19 protein-coding genes and 1 pseudogene are annotated in these 22,697 nt (G+C 50.4%); 19 read left to right on the plus strand and 1 reads right to left on the minus strand.

Translation table 11 applies throughout. From position 1 onward, the window contains the following. Positions 1 to 413: 413 nt before the first annotated feature. A complete protein-coding gene (locus ACLD72_RS28245; protein ID WP_411002341.1) occupies positions 414 to 542 on the plus strand; it encodes a hypothetical protein in 129 nt (42 codons plus the stop codon). Between the two features lie 20 nt (positions 543 to 562). Here ACLD72_RS28245 and ACLD72_RS28250 read toward each other — a convergent pair whose 3' ends face one another. Continuing rightward, on the minus strand, positions 563 to 1,168 hold the full coding sequence (locus tag ACLD72_RS28250) for a TetR/AcrR family transcriptional regulator (RefSeq protein WP_411002342.1): 606 nt from the start codon (positions 1,166 to 1,168) through the stop codon (positions 563 to 565). Positions 1,169 to 1,361: 193 nt separating this feature from the next. Between ACLD72_RS28250 and ACLD72_RS28255 the strand changes: the two genes are divergently transcribed. From ACLD72_RS28255 to ACLD72_RS28340, 18 genes and pseudogenes are all read left to right on the plus strand, one after another. Beyond that, on the plus strand, positions 1,362 to 2,141 hold the full coding sequence (locus ACLD72_RS28255) for a nuclear transport factor 2 family protein (RefSeq protein ID WP_411002343.1): 780 nt from the start codon (positions 1,362 to 1,364) through the stop codon (positions 2,139 to 2,141). Between the two features lie 42 nt (positions 2,142 to 2,183). Continuing rightward, positions 2,184 to 3,377 (plus strand): YhgE/Pip domain-containing protein, encoded by a 1,194-nt coding sequence (locus tag ACLD72_RS28260; protein WP_411002344.1) that lies wholly within the window; start codon positions 2,184 to 2,186, stop codon positions 3,375 to 3,377. A gap of 80 nt (positions 3,378 to 3,457) precedes the next feature. Then, positions 3,458 to 3,823 carry a cupin domain-containing protein gene (locus ACLD72_RS28265; protein WP_411002431.1) on the plus strand — a complete coding sequence of 122 codons (366 nt, stop codon included), beginning with the start codon at positions 3,458 to 3,460 and terminating at the stop codon, positions 3,821 to 3,823. Positions 3,824 to 3,861: 38 nt separating this feature from the next. Continuing rightward, positions 3,862 to 3,990 (plus strand): annotated as a pseudogene (locus ACLD72_RS28270) (HTH domain-containing protein); the annotation flags it as partial. A gap of 234 nt (positions 3,991 to 4,224) precedes the next feature. Next, positions 4,225 to 4,746, plus strand: coding sequence for a DinB family protein (locus tag ACLD72_RS28275; protein WP_411002345.1), 522 nt, complete (start codon positions 4,225 to 4,227; stop codon positions 4,744 to 4,746). Between the two features lie 414 nt (positions 4,747 to 5,160). After that, entirely contained in the window at positions 5,161 to 5,997 is an 837-nt protein-coding gene (locus ACLD72_RS28280; RefSeq protein WP_411002346.1) for an AraC family transcriptional regulator, read from the plus strand. 259 nt (positions 5,998 to 6,256) lie between these two features. After that, positions 6,257 to 7,408: a Gfo/Idh/MocA family protein gene (locus ACLD72_RS28285; protein ID WP_411002347.1), complete on the plus strand. Its 1,152-nt coding sequence runs from the start codon at positions 6,257 to 6,259 to the stop codon at positions 7,406 to 7,408. 199 nt (positions 7,409 to 7,607) lie between these two features. Continuing rightward, complete coding sequence (locus tag ACLD72_RS28290; protein WP_411002348.1) at positions 7,608 to 8,777, plus strand: dihydrodipicolinate synthase family protein; 1,170 nt, start codon at positions 7,608 to 7,610, stop codon at positions 8,775 to 8,777. Between the two features lie 38 nt (positions 8,778 to 8,815). Next, complete coding sequence (locus tag ACLD72_RS28295) at positions 8,816 to 9,637, plus strand: sugar phosphate isomerase/epimerase family protein (RefSeq protein WP_411002349.1); 822 nt, start codon at positions 8,816 to 8,818, stop codon at positions 9,635 to 9,637. A 73-nt stretch (positions 9,638 to 9,710) separates the two neighbouring features. Further along, complete coding sequence (locus ACLD72_RS28300; protein WP_411002350.1) at positions 9,711 to 10,952, plus strand: Gfo/Idh/MocA family protein; 1,242 nt, start codon at positions 9,711 to 9,713, stop codon at positions 10,950 to 10,952. A 272-nt stretch (positions 10,953 to 11,224) separates the two neighbouring features. Next, positions 11,225 to 12,175 carry an ABC transporter permease gene (locus tag ACLD72_RS28305; RefSeq protein WP_411002351.1) on the plus strand — a complete coding sequence of 317 codons (951 nt, stop codon included), beginning with the start codon at positions 11,225 to 11,227 and terminating at the stop codon, positions 12,173 to 12,175. Then, positions 12,169 to 13,065: a carbohydrate ABC transporter permease gene (locus ACLD72_RS28310; protein WP_411002352.1), complete on the plus strand. Its 897-nt coding sequence runs from the start codon at positions 12,169 to 12,171 to the stop codon at positions 13,063 to 13,065. Before ACLD72_RS28305 ends, ACLD72_RS28310 begins: the two co-directional genes overlap by 7 nt. A gap of 248 nt (positions 13,066 to 13,313) precedes the next feature. Then, positions 13,314 to 14,753 carry an extracellular solute-binding protein gene (locus ACLD72_RS28315; protein WP_458476334.1) on the plus strand — a complete coding sequence of 480 codons (1,440 nt, stop codon included), beginning with the start codon at positions 13,314 to 13,316 and terminating at the stop codon, positions 14,751 to 14,753. A gap of 106 nt (positions 14,754 to 14,859) precedes the next feature. Then, positions 14,860 to 16,302, plus strand: a complete 1,443-nt coding sequence (locus tag ACLD72_RS28320) for a response regulator (RefSeq protein ID WP_411002354.1) — start codon at positions 14,860 to 14,862, stop codon at positions 16,300 to 16,302. Positions 16,303 to 16,622: 320 nt separating this feature from the next. After that, positions 16,623 to 18,152, plus strand: a complete 1,530-nt coding sequence (locus tag ACLD72_RS28325; protein WP_458476337.1) for a sensor histidine kinase — start codon at positions 16,623 to 16,625, stop codon at positions 18,150 to 18,152. A gap of 229 nt (positions 18,153 to 18,381) precedes the next feature. Beyond that, positions 18,382 to 18,537 (plus strand): hypothetical protein, encoded by a 156-nt coding sequence (locus ACLD72_RS28330; RefSeq protein ID WP_411002356.1) that lies wholly within the window; start codon positions 18,382 to 18,384, stop codon positions 18,535 to 18,537. Positions 18,538 to 18,571: 34 nt separating this feature from the next. Further along, positions 18,572 to 21,511 (plus strand): family 43 glycosylhydrolase, encoded by a 2,940-nt coding sequence (locus ACLD72_RS28335; RefSeq protein ID WP_411002357.1) that lies wholly within the window; start codon positions 18,572 to 18,574, stop codon positions 21,509 to 21,511. A 166-nt stretch (positions 21,512 to 21,677) separates the two neighbouring features. Next, a complete protein-coding gene (locus ACLD72_RS28340) occupies positions 21,678 to 22,634 on the plus strand; it encodes an ABC transporter permease (protein ID WP_411002358.1) in 957 nt (318 codons plus the stop codon). Positions 22,635 to 22,697 lie beyond the last annotated feature (63 nt).

Below are 22,697 nucleotides of genomic sequence, written 5' to 3' on the forward strand. Positions count from 1 at the left end.
ACTTCCACATTAGGAGAATTTTTTTTACTTGGGAAGACCAAATCCTGGAAAGTGCTTGAACTTTTTCGTTCCCTTTAATTCCTAACGTTTCATGTTAGATTTTACGCATGGCTAGTGACAGAGGAGACCTTATTTACCTCAAATCGGCGTGGATGAACGGGTTTAGAGCGAAATAGGGTCATGTGTGTCCGTTAGGCTGGGAAATACCCGGGAAATGGGCGGATAAGGTCGCTGGTGTCCGTTAGAGAAACGTCCACTGGGTAGACTACAGATTGGAAAGGGCCCCCTCAAACCGTTTTGAATTTGTTTCCCCCGGTTTACATTTTTTACATGTTATAATGCATTCAAAAGCCCGTTATCTCACATAAAGTGAGGGGAAAGATTGAAGGGGACCAACAGGATGGCCAAAATTCTTGTCGCGGACGACGACGCGCATATTCGCAAGCATCCAAATCCCCCTAAATGAAGAAACGTTCAAAGAAAGCGTGATGGACGGACAAGACGTCGAGTTGAAGTATGCGATCAACGCGCTGGAGAAATAAGCAGAAGCCCTCTGCTCATTTTATTCCTCGACGGCGATGCCGGCCGCTTTCCAATGCCCGTAGGCGACGATTCTGCTAAACTGGGATGAAACTTCACCCGCAGGAAGAGGCTGATCGTTTTTTAGCCACCAAATGACGATCCCCATGAAAGACGATACGAGGAATTCGAGCAGCAATTCCTTGGATATCGCTAAAGGCGAATTTCCCTCCGCGGGATTCCATCCCTCATTTAGTTTATCTTTAATGATCTTTTCCATTTTATCTCGAAACTGATAAATTCTATTCTCATCAACCAACATGGCATAGTAAAAAGAAGTGTTGCACGAAATATGTTCCAACACAGCTTGCATGACTGTCTCGAGTTTGGAAGTGCTGAAGGGACTCGCGCTGATTGGACAATGAACGGCTACATCTTTTAATTCGCTCAGGAGCTCATTCATACATGTATCCAATAAATCAGGTTTATTTTGATAGTGGAGATAAAAAGTGTTTCGATTGATCATAGCCCGATCGGCAATATCCTGGATCGTTATCGCTTCATACCCTTTTTCCTGAATAAGCTCATAAAACGCCTTTCGAATCGATTTGTTCGTGCGCAGTATTCTCAGATCGGTTTTTTTGTTCACTTTTTCGTTCCCCCAGCCTTAAATTTTAACCGTTAAGCGACAAAGGTTTAATGAATTGTCTGTTATCCTTCAAAATTAAAAATATTAAATATTGAGCGCTGTATTAACCTTCATTATAATGAGCAACAGATAAATAAACAACGTTGTGTTCATTATTTATCTAAATGACTATAGACTCAAGGAGGATATTCTAATGACATTCAACCATCAAAATGAGCTTGTCCGTAAGGCCATCGCTGTGCTGGAAAGTTTTGAGAGCGGCAATCCCGAGGCGATTACGGCTTACGTAAATCCCGATAAATATATTCAGCACAACCAGGCCTTGCCCGATGGCCGCGGGGCTATGCTTGGCGCGCTTGATCATTTGAAGGAAATAGGTACAAAGGTAACCGTTAAACGCGCTTTAGCCGACGGAGATTATGTGGTTCTTCATTCTGTATATGATTTTCACGGCCCTAAAATCGCCTTTGATATTTTCCGTTTTGAGAATGGACTAATCGTCGAGCATTGGGACAATTTGCAAGAGATGGAGGACAAGACGCCAAGCCATCATACGATGATTGACGGGCCGGTCGCGATAAGCGATATCGACAAGACCGATGCGAACAAAGGATTTGTCAAAAGCTATATCGAGAACATCTTGCTTGGGAAGAACCCCGGCCTGCTTGCCTCTTACTTTGCTGGCGATAACTACATTCAGCATAGTCCGCATATTGCGGACGGCCTTTCCGGTCTTCATGCTGCATTGCAGGCTCTTAAGGAGAGAAATATTGAATTTCAATATACTCATGTCCATCAGGTCATCGGACAAGGCAATTTTGTGCTTGGGGTGAGTGAAGGGCTCTTCGACGGACAGCCTACCGCTTTCTACGATTTGTTCCGCGTGGAGGATGGGAAGATTGCCGAACATTGGGACGTTATCGAGGCTATACTGCCGGCGGAAAAACGAAAAAATTCGAACAGTAGATTTTGAGGCTGGTGCAGCTGAATCGCAAGGAAAGACAGAGGAAAACGTATGGGCTTATTTAAAAATAGATTAATTGTGGCCTTACCCCTTATCGTCATTGCTGTCATCTTCATCTTTAGCCTTGCCATGATTCCCAGCATCAATCCTGCTCCCCATAACTTGCCCATTGCCATTGTGATTAAGGATCAAGGCTTGACGGCCTCAAACGTCAAGATGGGCGAGACGATTGTGTCTGAGATTCAGTCGGCAACCTTCGCGAATTCGGATGGAGAGCCGGCGATGAAATGGATCGAAGTTGATAGTGAAGAGGAAGTAAAAGCAGGGCTTGATAACCAAGAATACTATGCTGCATTGGTGATTCCCCAGGATTTTAGCGAGAAGCAGGCATCGCTGATGACGCCGGATCCGTCTGCACCCCGGGTGCGAATTTATGTTAACCAAGGCATGAATGCATCGGCATCGAGTATGGCTGGGGAAATGCTAAATCAAGCGATTAGTGGGGTAAATGAGGAGATGCGTACTGAGCTATTAACGGCTTTCGAGCGGCAAGGCGCTGGGATCTCAACGAAACAGGCCGCCGCATTGGCTTCGCCAATCGTTAGCGAAGTCACCCATGTGAATGCAATCGGCACGCATAGTGCGAACGGGAATTCACCGGTTTTGATGTTCCAGCCTTTGTGGATGGCTAGTCTGATCGGAAACGTGGTTTTCTTGCTAGTAAGAAACAAAACAAATTACGCGAACCGCAATGAACGGTTTCGGGCGAATATAGTCCAAGTCTTATGGGGAGCGGTCATGGCTTTGGCGAGCGGATTCAGCCTCGCCTGGTTCGCCGGGCGTTGGGGCTTGCACATTCCACATTTCACGGATACGGCTTTATTCTTGGCTATTGTTTATTTGGCTTTTTTTCTCATGATAGCTGCGGTCTTCTCGTGGATTGGTTTTAAAGGCATGATTATTTTTGTATTGTTCTTATTTATCGGTGCGCCGCTTCTTAGTTTTGCTCCCGAGTTATTATCTCCGTTTTATCGTGAATGGGTACTATCATGGCTACCGATGCGTTTCATGGTTGATGGGTTGCGCGAGTTGTTTTTCTTTGGGCAAGGCCTGCGCATGAATCATCCTACATTCGCCTTGATTTGGATCGGCGTCTGCGGCCTTTTGGTCTTGCTTGCATCTGCCTTTAAACGTTCCCGTAAACCAGAACGAAAAAAAGAGGTTGAACTTGCGCATAACCCCTAATAAAATCATCTCATTGGGCACCCTAACGGGTGCCTTTACTTATCTGGTATATTGAAAGTAAAGAACTAGGAGGGATTAACATTCACTATCAAGCTATTGATCTAAAAGAGAAGTTATCCAAGTTCAATGATCATTGGTCCCCTAAAGTTATTGGTGAAATGAATGACTATCAGTTTAAATTGGTCAAGATTGCAGGAGATTTTGTATGGCACAGTCATCAGGATACCGACGAGGAGTTTATCGTACTCGAAGGAGAGATGTTTATCGATTTCCGAGATGGTCAGGTGAAAATCTCCCGGGGCGAGATGTTTATTGTGCCAAAAGGGCTCGAACACAAACCTTTCGCCAACAAGGAGTGCTGTATCATGTTGGTGGAACCTAGTGGGGTAGTAAACACAGGCGAAGCTGAGTCGGAATTAACAGCAGCTAATGATGTTTGGATCTAGTAGCCAAAGGGGGGTCCAGGGTGGCGAAATGGGATAATATGCTGTCCATACTTTGGATGCTGCGATCCGGAAGGAAGCTCACCGCCGCGCAGATCGCGGACAGTTTGGAGATCAGCGTCCGCACCGTATACCGGTATCGGGAGGCGCGGTTTCTGCTCGACGTCCCGACGATGGACATGTACCTTCCGAAGTATCTGATCACGTTCGGCACGGCCATTCGCGTTCGGGAGCCGCTGGAGCTGAAGCGCCGGATCCGGGAAATGGCCTACGGAATCGCCAAACATTACGAAGGCGATCCCGATTGAACTTCGCTGACAGCAGTTGTCAGCGAACCCGGTATACGATAGAGACAAGGCTGTGGCAGCCAAACAACGACGAATAAAGGAAAGGTGAATCCATCCATGTCTATGCGTGAGCACTCGCATCATTTGTACGAATATCATGTTTGGGCGAACGAGCGGCTGTTCGCCCACCTGGAGCAGCTTCCGAAGGAAGTGTTCCATGCGGAAGTGACCAGCGTGTTCCCGTCCGTAGCGCAAACTCTTGGACACATGTACTTGTTTGAACAGCTTTATATGTCCGTACTCGCAGAAATTCCGAACGGGGAGATTTTTCCGAAGATGCCGGGCTGGACGGAGGAAGCGCAGGGCAAAACCGTGGACGAGATGCGGCGGCTGTTCGCCGGCGCTGCTGAACAGTTCCGCGATTTGCTGCGGCGTACGCCTGACCCGGACAAAGCGATGACGATCGAGCATCCAAAGTACGGCCGTCTCGATACGCATTTCGCCGAAATCCTCCAGCATGTGGTCAACCATGGGACGTATCACCGGGGCAATGTGACCGCGATGCTGAGGCAGCAAGGGTATGCCGGGGTTCCGACGGATTATATGTTTTATTTGTTGGAACGGGCAGACGAAGAATAGAAGCCGCTCGGAGAGAAAGGTTTTTTTAACTTCGAACCAAATCAAATGGCACCCCAAATGGTGCCATTTGATTTAGCTTCATGCTGGTTACGGTGAACCGTGTTACAAGCAACGGCATAAGGTGTGGTTATTCAATAAACTTTTTCGATGCTTGATACAATTTTTCTGCGTATACGTCTATTTCGTCTCAGGGCACGCGCAAGCGGGCGACAGAAGAACCATACCCGATCTTCCTTTTTACCCTCCGCCAAATCGTTGGAGACTCCATCCGTGAAGGCATTTAGCACAAATAAATCTGCAGCCCGGGGGGACTTGCGGTGTCCGGGTTGCGTTTATTCTAAAATGTTGTACCTAAGCCGCCGATCGCGCTAAAATGGCTTTAAATGAAACGCTTCAAAAAACGGAGGTTTCGCCGTGACGATTAAATGGATCGACTTGTCCAGGAATGCGATAGACTTATACGAGCAGAAGCATACGGGCGGCCATCTCGTGTCCGAGCACTATCATCAGACGTACCAACTGCTGTTTGTGCTGGAGGGCGAAGGCACGATCCGGCTGGACGGGGAAGTACGGAATCTGGCGGTCGACGATACGGCGCTGGTCGTGCCGTATTCCGTCCACTCGGTCATGTCCGACTCCAGGCTGACCTTGCTAGTGTTGGCGTTTGACGAGGAAGTGCTCGATCCGGATATGAGGGCGCAGCTGCTCCACGCCTACTTTCCGGCCTCCTGCCTGATGAAGCCGGGATTGTTTGCCGCGAGCGAACTGCGTCAGCTGCTGAGGAAAATGCTGTTCGAGCAGTCCAGGGAGCTGTCGCCGCTCGTCCGGCTTTCGCTCAAGGTCCAGCTGTCTCAGCTGCTGCTCTTGCTGGTTCGATCGGCCGGAACGGAGGGAGCCGGAGCGGGCTCCAGCTCCAACAGGCTGCGCGCCGAGAAAATTCGCAGCTACATCGATTCGAAGTATTTCGATCCGCTGACCGCGGGGAACATCGCCTCCAAGCTGGGCATCAGCACGCGGCACGTAAACAACATCTTCAAGGAACGGTACGACATGACGCCGATGCAATATTTGACCGAGGTACGCATCCGCGTTGCTCAGAAGCTGCTGGCGGAAACGGGCAAGGACATTATTTCGATCTGCTTCGAGGTCGGTTACGACTCCGTATCCACGTTTTACCGGTCGTTCAAAGCCGTCGCCAAGCTGTCGCCGAAAACGTACCGGGAGCTGAACACGCCCGTGCAAGCCGAATAGGCAGGGAGTCTTGCGTCAAACGGACAAGCGAGCGCACAAACGTACGATCAAACGAACAAGAATGTGATCAACGGCCGACCGGCCGACTAATTGAAACGCGATTCCCCCTTCATCCCCCATCGGCTGAGCGCCGGCGGGGGATATTGCTTCGCTCGGACAATTCGCTTCCGAAATTGAGAATCGTGTTCCCGGAATTGTAAGAAAAGCGGTTTCGCATCGACTACAATACGGATATACGAAGCGAAGGGAGCAATGAACGATGGCAGTTCGCAAAATCGGCATTATTATGAACGGCGTTACCGGACGAATGGGGACCAACCAGCATTTGGTCCGTTCGATTCTTGCGATTCGCAAGCAGGGGGGCGTCGCGCTTCCGGGCGGAGACGTCGTAATGCCCGACCCGATTCTGGTCGGCCGGCAGGAGAACAAGCTGCAGGCGCTGGCCGCCGCCCACGGCGTCGAACGTTGGAGTACCGATCTTGAAGTTTGCCTCGCCGATCCGTACAATGAAATTTATTTCGACAGCCAGACGACGGTACGCCGCGCCGAAAGCATCAAGCAGGCGATCGCCGCGGGCAAGCATATTTATTGCGAGAAGCCGACGGCCGTCGATCTGGAAGGGTCGCTCGAACTGGCGCGCGTCGCCGCCAAGGCCGGGGTGAGAAACGGCGTCGTGCAAGACAAATTGTTTTTGCCCGGATTGCTCAAGCTGAAGCGCTTGATCGACTCCGGCTTCTTCGGGCGCATCCTGTCCGTGCGGATGGAGTTCGGCTATTGGGTGTTCGAGGGCGACTGGCAGCCGGGTCAGCGGCCATCGTGGAACTACCGCAAGGAAGACGGCGGCGGTATTATCGTCGACATGTTTGCACACTGGCGCTATGTTCTCGAGAATTTGTTCGGGGAAGTGAAGGCTGTTTCCTGTCTTGCCGCTACACATATTCCGAAACGTCTGGATGAGCAGGGCGTTCCGTACGAATGCACGGCGGACGATGCGGCGTACGCCATATTTGAGCTGGAAGGCGGCATTATCGTGCAGGCCAATTCGTCTTGGGCGGTGCGCGTAGACCGCGACGATCTGCTCACGGTTACGGTCGACGGCACCGAAGGCAGCGCCGTGGCGGGTTTGCGGGACTGCAAGACGCAGCATCGGGTCAATACGCCGAAGCCGGTATGGAATCCGGACATTCCGAACCCATTCCGGTTCCGTGACCAATGGGTGGAGGTGCCGGACAACGCGTCATATGACAACGCGTTCAAGGTGCAATGGGAACTCTTCTTGAAGCATGTCGTCATCGGCACGCCGTTTCCGTGGGATTTGCTCGAAGGCGCGAAGGGCACCCAGCTTGCCGATCTCAGCTTGCAGTCGTGGCAGGAACGCCGCTGGATCGAAGTGCCGAAGCTGAGCCTGTAAAAATAAATACTAAAAAAATCGGCTTTTCAGCACCGAGAAGGTTGGATGAAGCTAGGGACTGAGCAACGCAGCGTAGGTGAGCCTACGTGAGTAGCGGAAGGCCCGGCTGAATTCAAGATTCGACGTCGAGTAAGCTTCATAGCTATACTTCGTGATCAAAAGCCGATTTTTTAATTACCTCTTAAGGAGGGGAATACAGATGGCCAAATCGTTGCTCCTCCCCCGCGCAGGGGGAGCGTTGTATGAATATACTCCGGGCAAAGCAGGCTCGTTCTCCGTGCCGGCCAAGCCGTTTACGGGCCGCATCGCCTTCTCGGCCGCCCATGTCGTCTGCGATCCGTTTGCGGACGCAGATCCGCTGCATCATTCGCAGATTGACTGGAACTCGACGCTCGCCTACCGGCACCATTTGTGGTCGCTCGGTCTGGCCGTAGCGGAAGCGATGGATACCGCGCAGCGCGGCATGGGCCTCGACTGGAACCGCTCGAAGGAGCTTATCCGCGCTTCGATCACGGAAGCGCGCTCAGTCGGCGGCAAAATCGCCTGCGGCGCGGGAACCGACCATCTGTTTCCGGGACCGTCGGTCACGATCGCCGACGTGGAAGCCGCCTATGAAGAGCAAGTCGGCTTCATCGAAGGTGAGGGCGGTCAAGTCATTCTGATGGCGAGCCGTGCGCTTGCCGCTTGCGCGAAAGGGCCCGAGGATTACGAGCGGGTGTATGGGCGCATTTTGGGACAGGTGAAACAGCCGGTCATTCTGCATTGGCTTGGCGATATGTTCGATCCCGCTCTGGCCGGCTATTGGGGATGCAAGGACGATCTGGACGAGGCGATGGACGTTTGTTTGCGCGTCATTCGGGCAAACGCGGACAAGGTCGACGGAATTAAAATCTCGCTGCTCGATGCCGGTAAAGAAATCAAGATGCGCCGGCTGCTGCCGGAAGGCGTCAAGATGTACACCGGGGACGACTTCAACTACCCGGAACTGATCAAAGGTGATGAGCAGGGCTACAGCCATGCGCTGCTCGGCATATTCGACGCGATCGCGCCGGCCGCCGCCCAGGCGCTTCATGCGCTAAATGCAGGCGATCTGGTCAGTTATGAGGCGATTATGGAGCCTACCGTTGCCTTGTCGCGCCATATTTTCCAGAAGCCGACATACGCCTACAAGACGGGAATTGTGTTCATGGCCTACTTGAACGGCCACCAACCGCATTTCCGCATGATCGGGGGAGCGGAGGGATCGCGCTCGATCGTCCATTTGGCCGAGCTGTTCGTGCTTGCCGACAGGGCCGGGCTATTGGCCGATCCGGAGCTTGCCGCCGAACGGATGAAGCCTGTCTTGGCGCTGGCGGGTATTCGGCCGTAATCATTGATAGAGATGTTTGAAATCAAGGAGGGATCAGTATGGAACCGCTTCGTTCCATAGACAGACTCAGCTTGAACCAGATTACGACCGATCGGCTGAATATGCGTGAGGCCGTGGAAGCATGCGTTCGCGCCGAAGTGCCTTGGATCGCGCTGTGGCGGCATAAAGTGGCCGAGACCGGCCTGGCCGAGAGCAAGCGGCTTGTGCGGGACGCGGGCCTGCGTGTCTCCAGCCTGTGCCGTGGGGGTTATTTTCCGGCGGCCACCGCGCCTGCGCGCAAAGAGCGGTTGGACGACAATCGCCGCGCTGTCGAGGAAGCGGCCGAGCTCGGCACCGATGTGCTTGTGCTCGTTTGCGGACCGGCGCCAGACCGGGATATCGATTTCGCCCGCAAGACGGTCGAAGAAGCGATCGCGGAACTTGTGCCGTTCGCCCGCTCGCACGGAGTCAAGCTCGGCATCGAGCCTTTGCACCCGATGTACGCCGCTGAACGCTCCGTCATCAACACGCTGGCGCAAGCCAACACGCTTGCGGAGCAGCATGACCCGCAAGACGTCGGCGTCGTCGTCGATGCGTTCCACGTCTGGTGGGACCCCGAGCTGTACGCGCAAATTGAGCGGGCCAGGGGGCGTATACTCGGCTTCCACGTCTCCGATTGGATCGTGCCGGTACCCGACCTGCTGATGGGCAGAGGGATGATGGGGGACGGCTTTATCGAGTTGCGCCGGATGCGTCATGCCGTTGAAGCGGCCGGTTACGCGGGGGCGATCGAGGTAGAAATCTTCAACCGTCAGGTATGGGATATGCCGGGAGACGAGGCGCTCAGGCTCATCAAGGAACGTTATTTGCAGCATGTATGAATTATAAATTTGCAGCTTTGGCGGGCCGGGAGAATCGCCGGCTCGTCAAGGCATAGCTTTGGAGGGAAGGAATGTGAAGATTTGTCGCACCGCGCTGATCGGGATCGGGGGATTCGGCGCTGAACATGTGAAAGTCATGCAGAAGCTGGTCGAAGAGGGTAGCCTGCAGGTTGCTGCTTTTGCGGAGCCGAATGTCGGCGCTCATCAGGAGTCTTACGACAAGCTGACCGCGCTTGGGGCCGTCCATTATATGGATTACGTGCAGATGCTCACGCTGCATCCGGATATCGATTTCGTCGTCATCGTCACACCGATCTCCTCCCACAAGCCGATGTGCATCCAGGTGATGCGGATGGGCTTTCACGTGCTGGTGGAGAAGCCCCCGGCGGTAACGATTCAGGACTTGGATGAGATGATCGCGGTGCAGATGGAGACCGGGCGCTTGTGCCAGGTGAACTTCCAGAATACGTCGGGCCAGGCGTTCCGAACGCTGCTGGAAAGGATCGGCTCCGGTGTGCTTGGGCAGGTGGAGCATGTGGTCGGCATTGGCATGTGGAAACGGCTTCGCTCTTACTACGATCGAACCCGCTGGGCCGGCAGACTGATCAGCGACGGCCAGTATGTGCTGGACGGGACGTTCAACAATCCGTTCGCCCACTTGCTGCACCATAGCTTGCTGGCGGCCGGAGGAGGCGCCGCAGGCTTGTACCCGGAATCGGTGCAGGCCGAGCTTTACCACGTCAATGACATCGAGGGGGACGATGTCTCCTGTATTCGCGCCGTTATGGCTAACGGTGTGAGCGTTCATTTTTACGCCATGCTTTGTCACGAAGTCAGCGAAGTGCCTTCGATTGCCGTGTACGGAACGCGAGGGGAAGCGCATTGGAATTACCAGAACAAGCTGACCATTCGCGCACGGGACGCCAAAGAGGATTTGGCGTTTGGTCCGACCGATTTGATGTGCAGCATGTATCTGAACCTGATGGAAGCGATTGAAACCCCAGGGAAACCACTCTTCTCGCCGCTCAAGGCAAGCCGAAGCTTCGTGCTGGTATCCAACGGCGCCTATGAGTCGGCTCGCGCCGTTCGTGCCATTCCCGGCCAATTCGTGACCGAGCGGGAGGATGGAGATTCCACGGTGCGCTTGCTGCCCAGCTTGTCCGAGAAGATGAGAGACGCGGCAGCGAAGCGGCAACTGTACAGTGAATATCCGCTTCCTTGGGCGACGCCGACCCGGCTGTTCAGGATGGAGGGCTACAGCCGATTCGAGCTGCCTGCCACTATGCGCACAAATAACGGTAGACCGACCAATTAGAGGCGTTCCTTCAGGGCTCTTCTTTTTACAATGTCGAGGTTTAACCTAATGTATTTTGGAAGGCATGCTACCTACTTTGAATGAACCAGGACCATATGGTCTCTGGTTCTTTATATTGTTTACCTGACTAATTTCCTCACTCTACAGTTTACATACAACTACCTTTTTAAGTTATTACCAAATTGATTTAAGGGAGTACATTTTTTTATTTGATCCTGAAGGTAAAATGATAAACATGAGAGCTCCTTATTACAGGCGGAGGGATGGGAAAAATGAAAGCGGTTTTAGACAGCTCCCGAAAGTATGGCGCAACAAAAAGGAAAAATAACGTTCTGTACTACATCAAAAGAGACGGTCTGTTATATTTTCTCTTGCTGCTGCCTATGGCGTATATCCTGATTTTCAAGTATGCACCCATCTATGGCCTTGTGATGGCATTCCAAGATTACAACATTTTTGAAGGAATTAGAGGGAGCGAATGGGTAGGACTGGATGTGTTCCGGTTTATTTTTGAGCAGGACAGCTTCTACCGTGCATTGAAGAATACGCTGGTCCTGAATGTTCTGGACTTGATCGCGGGTTTTCCAGCGCCCATTCTTCTGGCGATTTTGCTCAATGAAGTAAGACAAGCAAAATTCAAGAAAATGACCCAGACCGTGTTGTATCTGCCCCACTTTTTGTCCTGGGTTATTATTGGCGGTATGGTCTATCTGATGTTTTCCAACGGCGGCATGATCAACAATTTTCTGTCGAGCTTGGGTTTGGAAAGAATCGAGTTTCTGTCGCGGAAAACACCTTGGCTGATTACTTATATTGCTGTTGGCGTATGGCAAAATATCGGATGGGGCACCATCATTTATTTGGCGGCCATTACCGGAATCAATAGGGAGTTGTATGAAGCCTCCGATATTGATGGCTGCAGCAGGCTGCGCAAAATGTGGCATATTACACTGCCTGGCATTAAATCAACCATCAATATTTTGCTGATTCTCCAAATCGGCAGAATGGTTTCTATAGGATTTGACCGTCCCTTTGTGATGGGGAATTCACTGGTTAGCGATTATTCTGATGTTATCAGTACTTTCGTGTATAGAGTTGGTATTAGTTCGGGTGATTTCTCCCAGGCAACGGCGGTAGGATTGTTCCAATCCGTGGTCGGCCTGATCCTGCTGTTATCTGCAAACTTTGTTGCGAAAAAACTAGGCGAGGATGGGATATGGTGAGGGTGGCGAGCAATAGGGGCAAGATGAAAAAAATGACTGTAGCGGATATGGCCATCATTGTATTTATCGTGGCATTGTCCTTCACATGTATCGTACCGTTCCTGTACATGATTGCGCTTTCTTTCAGTTCCAACGAAGCGATTATTTCTCAAAAGGTAGGACTGTGGCCAGTAGACTTCACAGCAGAAACGTACAAAACCATATTGAGCGATATGGATATGCTGTATACGCTTGGATACAGTATTGTGCTTACGATATTCTACACTTTGGTATGCATGTTCCTGACCATATGTGCAGCGTATCCGTTAACGAAGAAGCGGCTGAAGGGAAGAAACTTTATTTTGACGGCGTTGGTCTTCACCATGTATTTCAGCGGCGGTTTAATTCCCTCCTATATTCTGGTTAAAAACCTGGGCATGATGAATTCGGTTTGGAGCCTGGTTTTGCCGGGTGCCATGAGCGTGTTTAATATGATCATCCTGAAAACCTTCTTCAGCAACCTTCCGGAGAGCTTGGAGGAATCGGCAGCCATTGACGGGTGTTCGGATCTGGGCATTCTCATAAAGATTGTGCTTCCCCTTTCGTTGCCATCGATCGCCACATTAAGCCTTTTCTATGCGGTGGACAGATGGAATGGATTCCAGGATGCGCTGTTCTACATTACGAAAAAAGAGCTGTACCCTATGCAGATGAAGCTATACCAGATCATTTCGGCCAATCAGCAGTTGGATAGCCAACAAGGAGGGGAAGGAAGTGTCGGCTCCTATATTGTCCCTGAGTCATTGAAAGCGGCAAGTGTCATGTTTACAACGATTCCGATTTTGCTGATCTATCCTAAACTGCAGAAGTATTTCGTGGATGGTGTGATGACTGGGGCTATCAAGGGGTGATGGGGAAACAGATTATGATGAAGGGAGGATCCCGGCCTTGCGGATGATTTAAGAGAATCAATTACCAGAACGAAAGGGTGGTTAAAGTGTATAAGGGCATAAAGAAGAAAGCAACAATTCTATTTAGCACAGTGCTTCTAGCCGTAGGAGTGGCAGGCTGTGGTGGTGCAGGCAATAACAATGGGGAGACGGTATCAAAAGGGTCCAACGCATCGGAAACGGGCTCCGGTTCCCCAGTAACCTTGACAGTGGAAGTGTTTGACAGAGGTATTCAGGGACAACCGGACTTGAACAACAACACGTGGACCAAATATGTCAATGAAAAATTCGGGAAGCCTAATAACGCCATTGTAAAATTTGTTCCTGTCCCCCGTTCCCAAGAAGTCGACAAGCTGAATGTTTTGATGGCTGCCAACGAGGCTCCTGATATTTCCTTCACCTACGACGGGAATACCGTAACCCGTTTCGCAAAAAGCGGTGGCCTCTATACACTGGATGAATTGTTGGAGAAGCATGGCCAGCAATTAAAGTCTTATCTGGGCGAGAAAGTTCTTTCCTACGGGAAATATGAGGGCAAACAAATCTCGATCCCAGGCAAACGGACTTTGATTGCTTGGAACGGCATGTTTATCCGCAAGGATTGGCTGGATAAGCTGGGAATGCCTGTTCCTACGAATCGGGATGAATTATATAATACCCTCGTTGCTTTCCGTGACAAGAACCCGGGTAATGTGGATGGTGTCATTCCGTGGGCAACTGCGGCTTCCGGCATGAACTACACCTTTGGCAACCTGATTCCTTCGTTCTGGGGTCCGATGTCGGAGGAGGAATTCGTTACCACCACCAATTGGCTGAAGCCCGGCACCAAGGATGCGTATAAATGGCTGAACAAACTGTACAATGAAAAGCTGATCAGCCCCGACTTTGCGCTGGATAAAACAACCAAACAAGCGGATGCCGATGTGACCAATGGGAAGGTAGGCTTCTACGCTGCCAACTGGGATTATCCACTTTCACAAAAAATTCGTGAACCACTGAAGCAAAATGCACCTGATGCCAACTATGTTGCTGTAGATACCTTCAAAAACGATGAGGGGAAATACCTGAAAGAGATGTACAACGAAAACGGGATTTTCTCCTTCATCCCGAAAAGCAGCAAGAATGCGGAGCTGGCCATAAAGTATCTGAACTGGATGGCTGATCCGGAGGTGATGTTCTTCCTTCAGTTTGGTGAAGAAGGCGTCAACCATAAGCTTGTAAACGGGATCCCGCAAGGGATTGCGCAAACCGGCGAAAATATGCAAACGAGCAATCTGAATATGGATTATACTCTAATTGTAAACGGTGCAGAGCTGGGCGATACCGAAAAGAATGTCCGAACGTACGCAGCAGCCTTAGCAGCCGGAGATCAGAGCTATGAAAAACTGGCTGTCGATTCATACAAGATCAATACGACGGATGGTTATACAGGCTTCTATTACGGCGTCTCGAACGAAGCTAGTATCAAGTACGGCAAAACGTTGGGTGACATGAACAAACAGATGAGTGACAGGCTGGTCGTTGCCAAGCCGGCAGAGTTCGACGCCTTGTACGACAAGCTGGTGAAAGAATATATGGACGCCGGCGGTCAGGCTGTTCAGGATGAGAATATAAAGAATTATAGAGATATCAAAGCACAGAGCAAGTAATCCATGGCATAAGGATAAACCAGTCTGTGGTTTATCCTTATTTCGTTGCTGTTCCCGAATAATTTTGCAATTATTCGGGGGAATCCATATGTTCAGGAGGATACCCATGTACAAGGTCATGATTGTAGATGATGAGCCGTGGGCAATTAAAGGAATCCGCAACGCCTTCGATTGGGATAAATATGGATTTGAAATTATCGGACAATTTAAAAGCGCTTACACCGCATGGGATGCCATAAAAGCGAATGAACCCGATTTGGTATTTACGGATATCCGTATGCCCGAGATATCCGGACTGGATCTGATGAAGAGGGCCAAAGTAGAAGGGCTGGACATTGAGTTTGTCATCGTAAGCGGATATGCGGAATTTGAATATGCCCAGGAAGCGCTGCGCTATGGCGCGCTGGATTATTTCCTGAAACCCCTGGATATCGATAAGGCTGACCCCTTCATTGCGAAGCTGGCCATGCACTTCTCCCGAAGAAGCACAGTACGCAACCAACTTCTTCTGGATGCACTGACCTCGGTGAATGAGGACGCGATCAAGAGCTTCCTACCGCTTCCCGATGATGCAGCTGTGTACTATTATCAGGTGTTGACCATCTATTTCGAGGGAGAAAATAAAAATATTAGGAACCTGCTTTCTTTGGAGGGAAAGCCTGTTCATGTTGTGGAAGTTGAAGCCGGAGCCCGAAAAATGCTAGTTGTCCTGATGACGGAGTATAGGGCTTGTCTGGAAGGACTGTCGGATAAGTGGGTTCTGAATAAGACGGGCATCCATGTTATGGGCGTCAGCAGCATCTCTAATCAACTAAAGCACATGAGCAAGCTCATTAAAGAAGCTGACCTGTCCGCTTCCCAGGTTTTTCTTGAAGAAGCTGGGGGCGTCGTTCACTACGAGCCGAAGCTTCATCTGGTGAAGCCATGTATCGATGAAATCCACCACATCCTTCAGGGAAATCAATTTGACGATGTGGAAGCGTATATTAAAGGGCTGCAGGCATATTTCAGGGATCATCGTCTTGGCATGTCTGAGGTTGTCTACCTGTGGAATCAAGCCGTCGGGATCCTTATCAAAGCATATTCTGAGGAATTGAAGGATATGGAACTGGAATTCCTGAATTATTCCGAGATCAAGGAACGATTTGAACACTTTGAGTCGTTATGCAGCTTTTTACATGAGGTTCTCGACTCAATCAGGATAGGAAACAGCCGCTCTATGCAGGAAGGGGACATCCAGTCCTGCTTCAACAGGATGATCCATTATATCAACCATCATTTTGAGCAGAAATTGTATTTGAAGGATTTATCAGCCCAATTCTTTATTAACCAGGTGTATTGCTGTCAATTATTCAGAAAAAATCTGGGCAAAACCTTCTCTGAATATGTGTCGGAGCTGAGAATCAAGAAAGCCCGTGAGCTCCTGAAGCGGACGGATCTATCCATTGAAGAAGTGGCCATTCAGGCCGGGTATGTCGATTATTATTATTTCAATAAAGTGTTCAAGAAGCATTGCGGGATGACCCCCGCCAAATTCAGAAAAAGTTGATATGAACGGAGCGGCGGGCCATGAAGATCAGTAAACTGAAATTGAAGCATCAGATATGGCTTATCTTTTTTTTCTCCATCATCATTTTTACTGTCATGGAATTTTATTATTATTATAGTTTCTCTAATTTGACCCAGAAGAGAGCCGCCCATTACAGTAACCAGATGATAGAACAAACACGCCGCAAAATTGATTCTGCATTTAGTGATATCAGGGTCAGCACCAGCATTGCGGTCAATAGCAGACGGGTTCAGGAATTTTCTGTAGTGGATGATGATTACAAAAGGGCGTTTAACAGCGGTCCAAATGCATTGGATCTCATGGAATATATGAGATCCTTTAATTCGTATGTAGACGGAATCGTAATTAATGATATTCGGGGAAGACGGCTTTACAGTTCGGCATCAGCAAGCGGAGATATTTTTTTTCTTAATCGTTACGATACCTTTATCCAGAAGTATAAGGAAGATCCTTCGCTGCGGGACAAGGGGATGTTCACCTCGATTCTAAAAGACGACAGAACAGGAACGGAACAATTCTTTTTTATAGCGCCGATTGTGGAGGCCATCGGGGGAATCTACTTCTCCCAAATTACGGGTTACTGTACCGTTTTGGTCAATATGGGCAAAATGCAGGGGCTTGTGGAAAATACGGAATTAACGCCCAACTCAACCTTGTACATTGTGAATAGCCGGGATGAGGTGATTGCTTCCACCAATTCCAATGCCCGAGGTGCGTTATTCAGGGAAGTTCTGTCTATGGATAAGGGCATCCTGCTTAACGGGGTCAAAACAACGATCGATGGGGAAGATATTCTTGTCCAGGTTAAGGATTTGGAGCAGGCAGACGGGTGGCGGGTTGTGAGTATGATTCCAGTGCAAGAGCTTACTGCAGACATGAACCCTATACGGAAAGTCAGCATTATCGTCGGGATTGGGATGATTCTAGGCATGCTTATCATGGGCAGTTTCTTTATGAACAATCTGATGCGTCCGGTGATGGGACTTGTTCTGGATATGAAGAGAGTGGGGAGCCGGGACATGGGCTTCCGCATTAAAGTCCGGTCTACCAATGAAGTAGGCATGCTGGCCTGCGACATTAACCGGGTCATCAATGAAAGGGAAGAGATGGCAAGAGATATGATCAATACCCAGGCCAGATTATACGAATCTGAGCTGAGTCAAAAACAGGCGGAGTTTGCTGCCCTGCAAAGTCAGATCAACCCCCATTTTCTCTATAATACGCTCAATTGCATCAGCAGCATCGGATTGGAATACGGAAGCAGGGAGATCGCGCAAATCGCGTCTTGCATGTCCAAAATATTCCGGTACAGTATAAAAAAAGATAATCTTGTACGGGTAGAGGATGAACTGGACTGTATTCAGGCTTATATGAACATTATCGCCATCCGGTACGAGAATAAATTTATCATCGAGATCGATGTGGACGAGGGACTCCTGGAGATGCAAACCCCCAAGATGATTCTCCAACCCATTGTGGAGAATGCGGTCTATCATGGGCTGGAGCGGATGGATCTAGGGGGCCGGCTTCAAGTTACCGGGAGCATAGATGCGCATGGGGACTTGTGCTTCCAAATCACGGATACCGGGAAGGGAATGGAGCCGGAGCAATTGGCTTCCATTCAGGCTAAGCTGGGCATGGCATCCCCTGAACCTGCACCAGATGGCCAACCTGCTACAAGCATCGGACTTTCCAATATCCATAACAGGCTCCGGCTATTGTTCGGAGAGGGTTACGGGATCGCCATAGAAAGCCAGTTCGGCCATGGGACGACCGTGACCGTGAGGATTCCAAAGCTGTTAAACAACCGCAAATCTTCGGAAGAGTAAGGTTATGTCGACTAGCCGGACACACTCCCAACAATGTATTGTTTTTATTCAGGACACATCCCTTCCATTGGGGATTGTGTCCTTTTTTCCTTCGAATTCCCGGCGATAATAATCAGACGTTGAGAGGGTTAAGTATAATCCGAAGGTCAAGACACTTTTTCTAAAACGGTTACCAAAACCATTTAAGATAGTACATTTTTTAAATTTTCTCTGAAAGTAGAATGAAGACATGGCTAAAAAAATCAATGACAGGGGGATGGATGAGGTTGAAAGCGGTTTTATGGGATCGGAAAAGATTCAGGTATTTGCTGTTTTGTCTCGCCGTGCTGCTGACACTGCCGCAATGGAACGGAGCGGCTATGGCGGCAGAGCAAACGCCAGATAGGGCGAATTTAGCATCCCGGCAGGAGGGGAAGGATGTGTCTGATTTCTACAATGTTATCATGCAAACAGGGGCCGACCCTTGGGTTTACAAGCATACGGACGGCTACTACTACAATGTCTTTGTCAATGCCAGCGGAATCATGATCCGCAGAACGAAGACCATTACCGGCATTGAGGCGGGCGAGAGAAGCCTTGCCTGGACACCGGTTAAGGGTACCATGTACAGTTCCAATGTTTGGGCGCCTGAAATGCACTATCTCAAAGATAACGACGGCCAATTCAAATGGTATATTTACTTCGCAGCCGACAACGGAACCAACGCAAACCACCGTATGTACGTGCTGGAGAAAACCAGTGATAATCCGATGACGGGAACCTGGGAGTTCAAAGGAAAAATTACCGATTCCACCGATCGTTGGGCAATTGACGGCACAGTGCTGACTGTAAATGAGGATCACTATTTTATTTGGTCCGGCTGGGAGGAAACCGACGGAAGCTTTCAAAATTTATATATCGCAAAGATGAGCGATCCACGGACCATCAGTTCGGAACGGGTCCTGATTTCAACGCCTGAATATGACTGGGAAACTTCCCCGGGGAGGATCAATGAAGGCCCCGAGGTCACTGTAAAGGGCGACACCATCAATCTGATCTATTCGGCCAACGGGAGCTGGACAGACAGTTACTCCCTCGGGTTGATCACGGCCAAGATTAGCGACGATTTAATGAACCCCGGCTCCTGGGTAAAGCGGGATACGCCGATCTTTTCTAGCGCCAATGGTGTTTACGGCCCTGGCCACCATAGTATCGTCTCATCTCCTGACGGCACAGAGGACTGGATCATTTACCATGCTGCCCGCTGGCCGGGGTCAGGGTGGACCCGCAATGTCCACGCACAGAAATTCACCTGGAACGCGGACGGAACGCCAAACCTGGGAGAGCCCGTCGATCCGAACAAACCGATTGCCGCGCCTTCAGGGGAACCGGCACGTCAGCGCTACGAGGCGGAAGCAGCCCTGTTGGTGAAAGATCTCAGCGGCGGAACCGGTCCCGGTGTCTGGCGGGAAAGTACCGCTTCCGACGGGAAGAAGATCGCCAATATCAAGAACGCCAATGATTATGTCCAGTTTACGGTCAACGTGCCAGAGGCGGGATTTTATGTGCTGTCCGTGCGCAATGCCAACGGCTCATCGAATGGGGCGGATGCTTCCCATATCTTGTCGGCCAACGGCGGTTCCGGCGCCAATTTAAACATCGTCTATTCCGGCTGGAATCGTTGGGGAGCCTCCACGGCGAAAGTCTATCTTAAGCAAGGCAACAATACCATCCGTTTCTCGACGGGTGTCAACCTTGCCGAAATTGACAGCATGGATATATTCAAGCTTGATGTTGCGTCGGAAATTCTATTCGATTCTCCGGGGTACACGCTGGGGTTGGGTGAAAGTCGCAGTTTGCCCGTGTATACGGTAACAGGCACTACCTATTCCCCTGTTGACAGCGGGGTTTCCTTCAGTTCTTCCAACAAAGAGGTCGCTGATATTGATGGGATTGGGGTCAAGGGACTCAAGGCAGGCAGTGCCACGATCACCGCGACATATAACGGGAAAACGGCCACGGCCACGGTTACCGTCGCCGCTGAACCTAAGTCTGTGCAGTCCATTGCCCTCAGCGGAATGAACAACATCCTGACAAGCGGGCAGACAGGGCAACTGCAGTTAACAGCACGCTACAACACCTATGAAGTTCAGGATGTGACGGCTGACGCCACGTACTTCAGCAGCAACCCCGACGTGGCCAAGGTTACTGTCACCGGTCAGGTATATGACGCTGGGCCGGGGGATACGGTGATTAAAGCCGCATACGGCGGCAAGGAAGCAATGTTCAACTTGACGGTAATTCCTGATCCGTCTCAGGTTCCTCAGATTCTTTCTCAAGTTAGGACTCCCTCCGGTGTGACACCGAGGCTGCCCGGCGTTGTCGACGTAAACTACAAGGGGGAGAGAAGCACTGCCGAGGTCAGCTGGAAGCTGGAAGGAATATACTTTAACTCACTTGGCACTGTTCAGGTTCCTGTCATATTGACACTGAATGGCGAGAAGATCCCTGCTGCCGTTTCCGTAGAAGTTATCCCGGGATGGGGACTTGATGAGATTGTAGATATCATGCGCAGCAGGATCGTCGGTTTCTCATATCCTTTGGGCGAAGGCTTGGGAACCTTTAGCCAAGATGCGTATAATGCTCTCTTGGCTGAGCTGGATCATGCGGAAGAGTTATCTGTAGACCCTGATCTGCGTGAAGAGCAGTTTGAAGAGGCGCTGGATCGCCTTGCCGAAGCGGAAGCAGCTCTGTTAGGCTCACTCAACCTTACCGAGAATGGCGTGACCTATAACGCCTACCGGGATTTCTCCGGCGATGAGACGGGTAAGTACCCTTACGGCATTACCACCGAAGATCTGACCAATGGCGCTACTGCCACTGTGCAAGAAGAGGACGGGAATAAATTCCTTCGGCTGACCACAACCGCTGCTTCGGGCAAGGCAAACCTGTTCCTGCCGTATGCAGGCAAGGTCAAGGCTGAGGCGGATCAGCGCATCGTCATCGAATATCGCGCCAGATTAAACAGCAGCTTCCAGTACGCCAATGGCGCCATGGTGAGAAATGACAGCGGCACCGGCAATTATTCTATGGTCACGGCTTTTGATACGGGTAAAATGATCGTGCAGAATGGAGGGTCCAAGAAGCCGGTCAAGGACGTTTCCTACAATACATGGTACAAAATTAAAATAGTGGCAAACTGGGACGCCAAGACTTATACCGTTTATATCAACGATGATCCTGTTCCGGCGGCCACTGACTTCCTTTTCCGCCATACAGGCGGCGGTAAGCTGACCGGCCAGCGGTTCGGCATCGACGGCTACGCCAACGCCTCAATCGACTTCGACGATTTCAAAGTCCTGGTTACGGGAGGAACATGAAAGGGAAGCGCCAAAAAAGACGCGAGCGAATTCGCGTCCTTTTTCTGTACGCGAAAAACAAAAAATCTTTAGAAAAACCTAGAGATTTTTAAGGTTTGCACCGGAGGGACTGCGGTACAGTATAAACATCATCGAAAAGTAATCAACCAAGAAAGAAGGTTAGAACATGCCAACAACACCTGTGACCGCCGGAACGGACAGCGTGCCGAAGGCCAAACAAGTCTTTTATGAGAACAAGAGGTTTCGGCAGAATATTCCGCTGTTCCTCATGCTCGTACCGGGGATCCTGTATTACGTGATATTCCGGTATTTTCCTATGGGTGGGCTTGTGATCGCTTTCAAGGATTACAACTTCCACGATGGCATTTTGTCCAGCCCTTGGGTGGGACTCAAGTATTTCAAGATTTTATTTCAGTCCGACGCTACACTGCAGATCATCTGGAATACCCTCTCCTTAAGTATTCTGAATCTGATCTTCGGATTTCCCGCGCCGATCATTATCGCCATCGCGCTGAATGAGGTTCGAAAAAGATGGCTGAAGCGCTGGATTCAAACGATTATTTATCTGCCCCATTTTCTGTCCTGGGTTATCATAGCGGGGCTGATTCTCACCTTGTTTTCGATCGACGGCGGCACCGTCAACAAGCTGCTGGAGCAAGGGGGAATGGAGCCGGTGCCGTTTCTGTACCGCATCGAATCCTGGGTCACGATCTTTATCGGCTCCGGAATGTGGAAAGAAATGGGGTTCGGCGCCATTATCTATCTCGCCGCCCTTTCGTCCATAGATCCCAGCTTGTATGAATCCGCCGCCCTGGACGGCGCGGGCAAGCTGAGACAGATCTGGCATATTACGCTGCCGGGCCTCCGTCCTACGATTATCCTTCTGTTGATCCTGGGCATGGGCCGCCTGATGGAGGTAGGGTTCGACCAGGTTTTCAACTTGCAGAATCCCACAGTCCTGGAAAAAGCCGAAGTCATCAGCACCTATGTGTACAAAGTGGGGCTGCAGAAGGCCCAATTCAGTCTGACCACCGCCATGGGTCTATTCGAGTCCTTTGTCGGCTTGGTGCTGCTGTTGTCGGCTAACGCACTGGCCAGGAAATTCGACCAGGGATTATTCTAGGCCTATGCTTTCGAAGCGAGTTTTGTTCGAAGCTTATTCAGGAAGTAAAGCTCACAAAACTTT

This window comes from Paenibacillus lacisediminis (genome assembly GCF_046567315.2).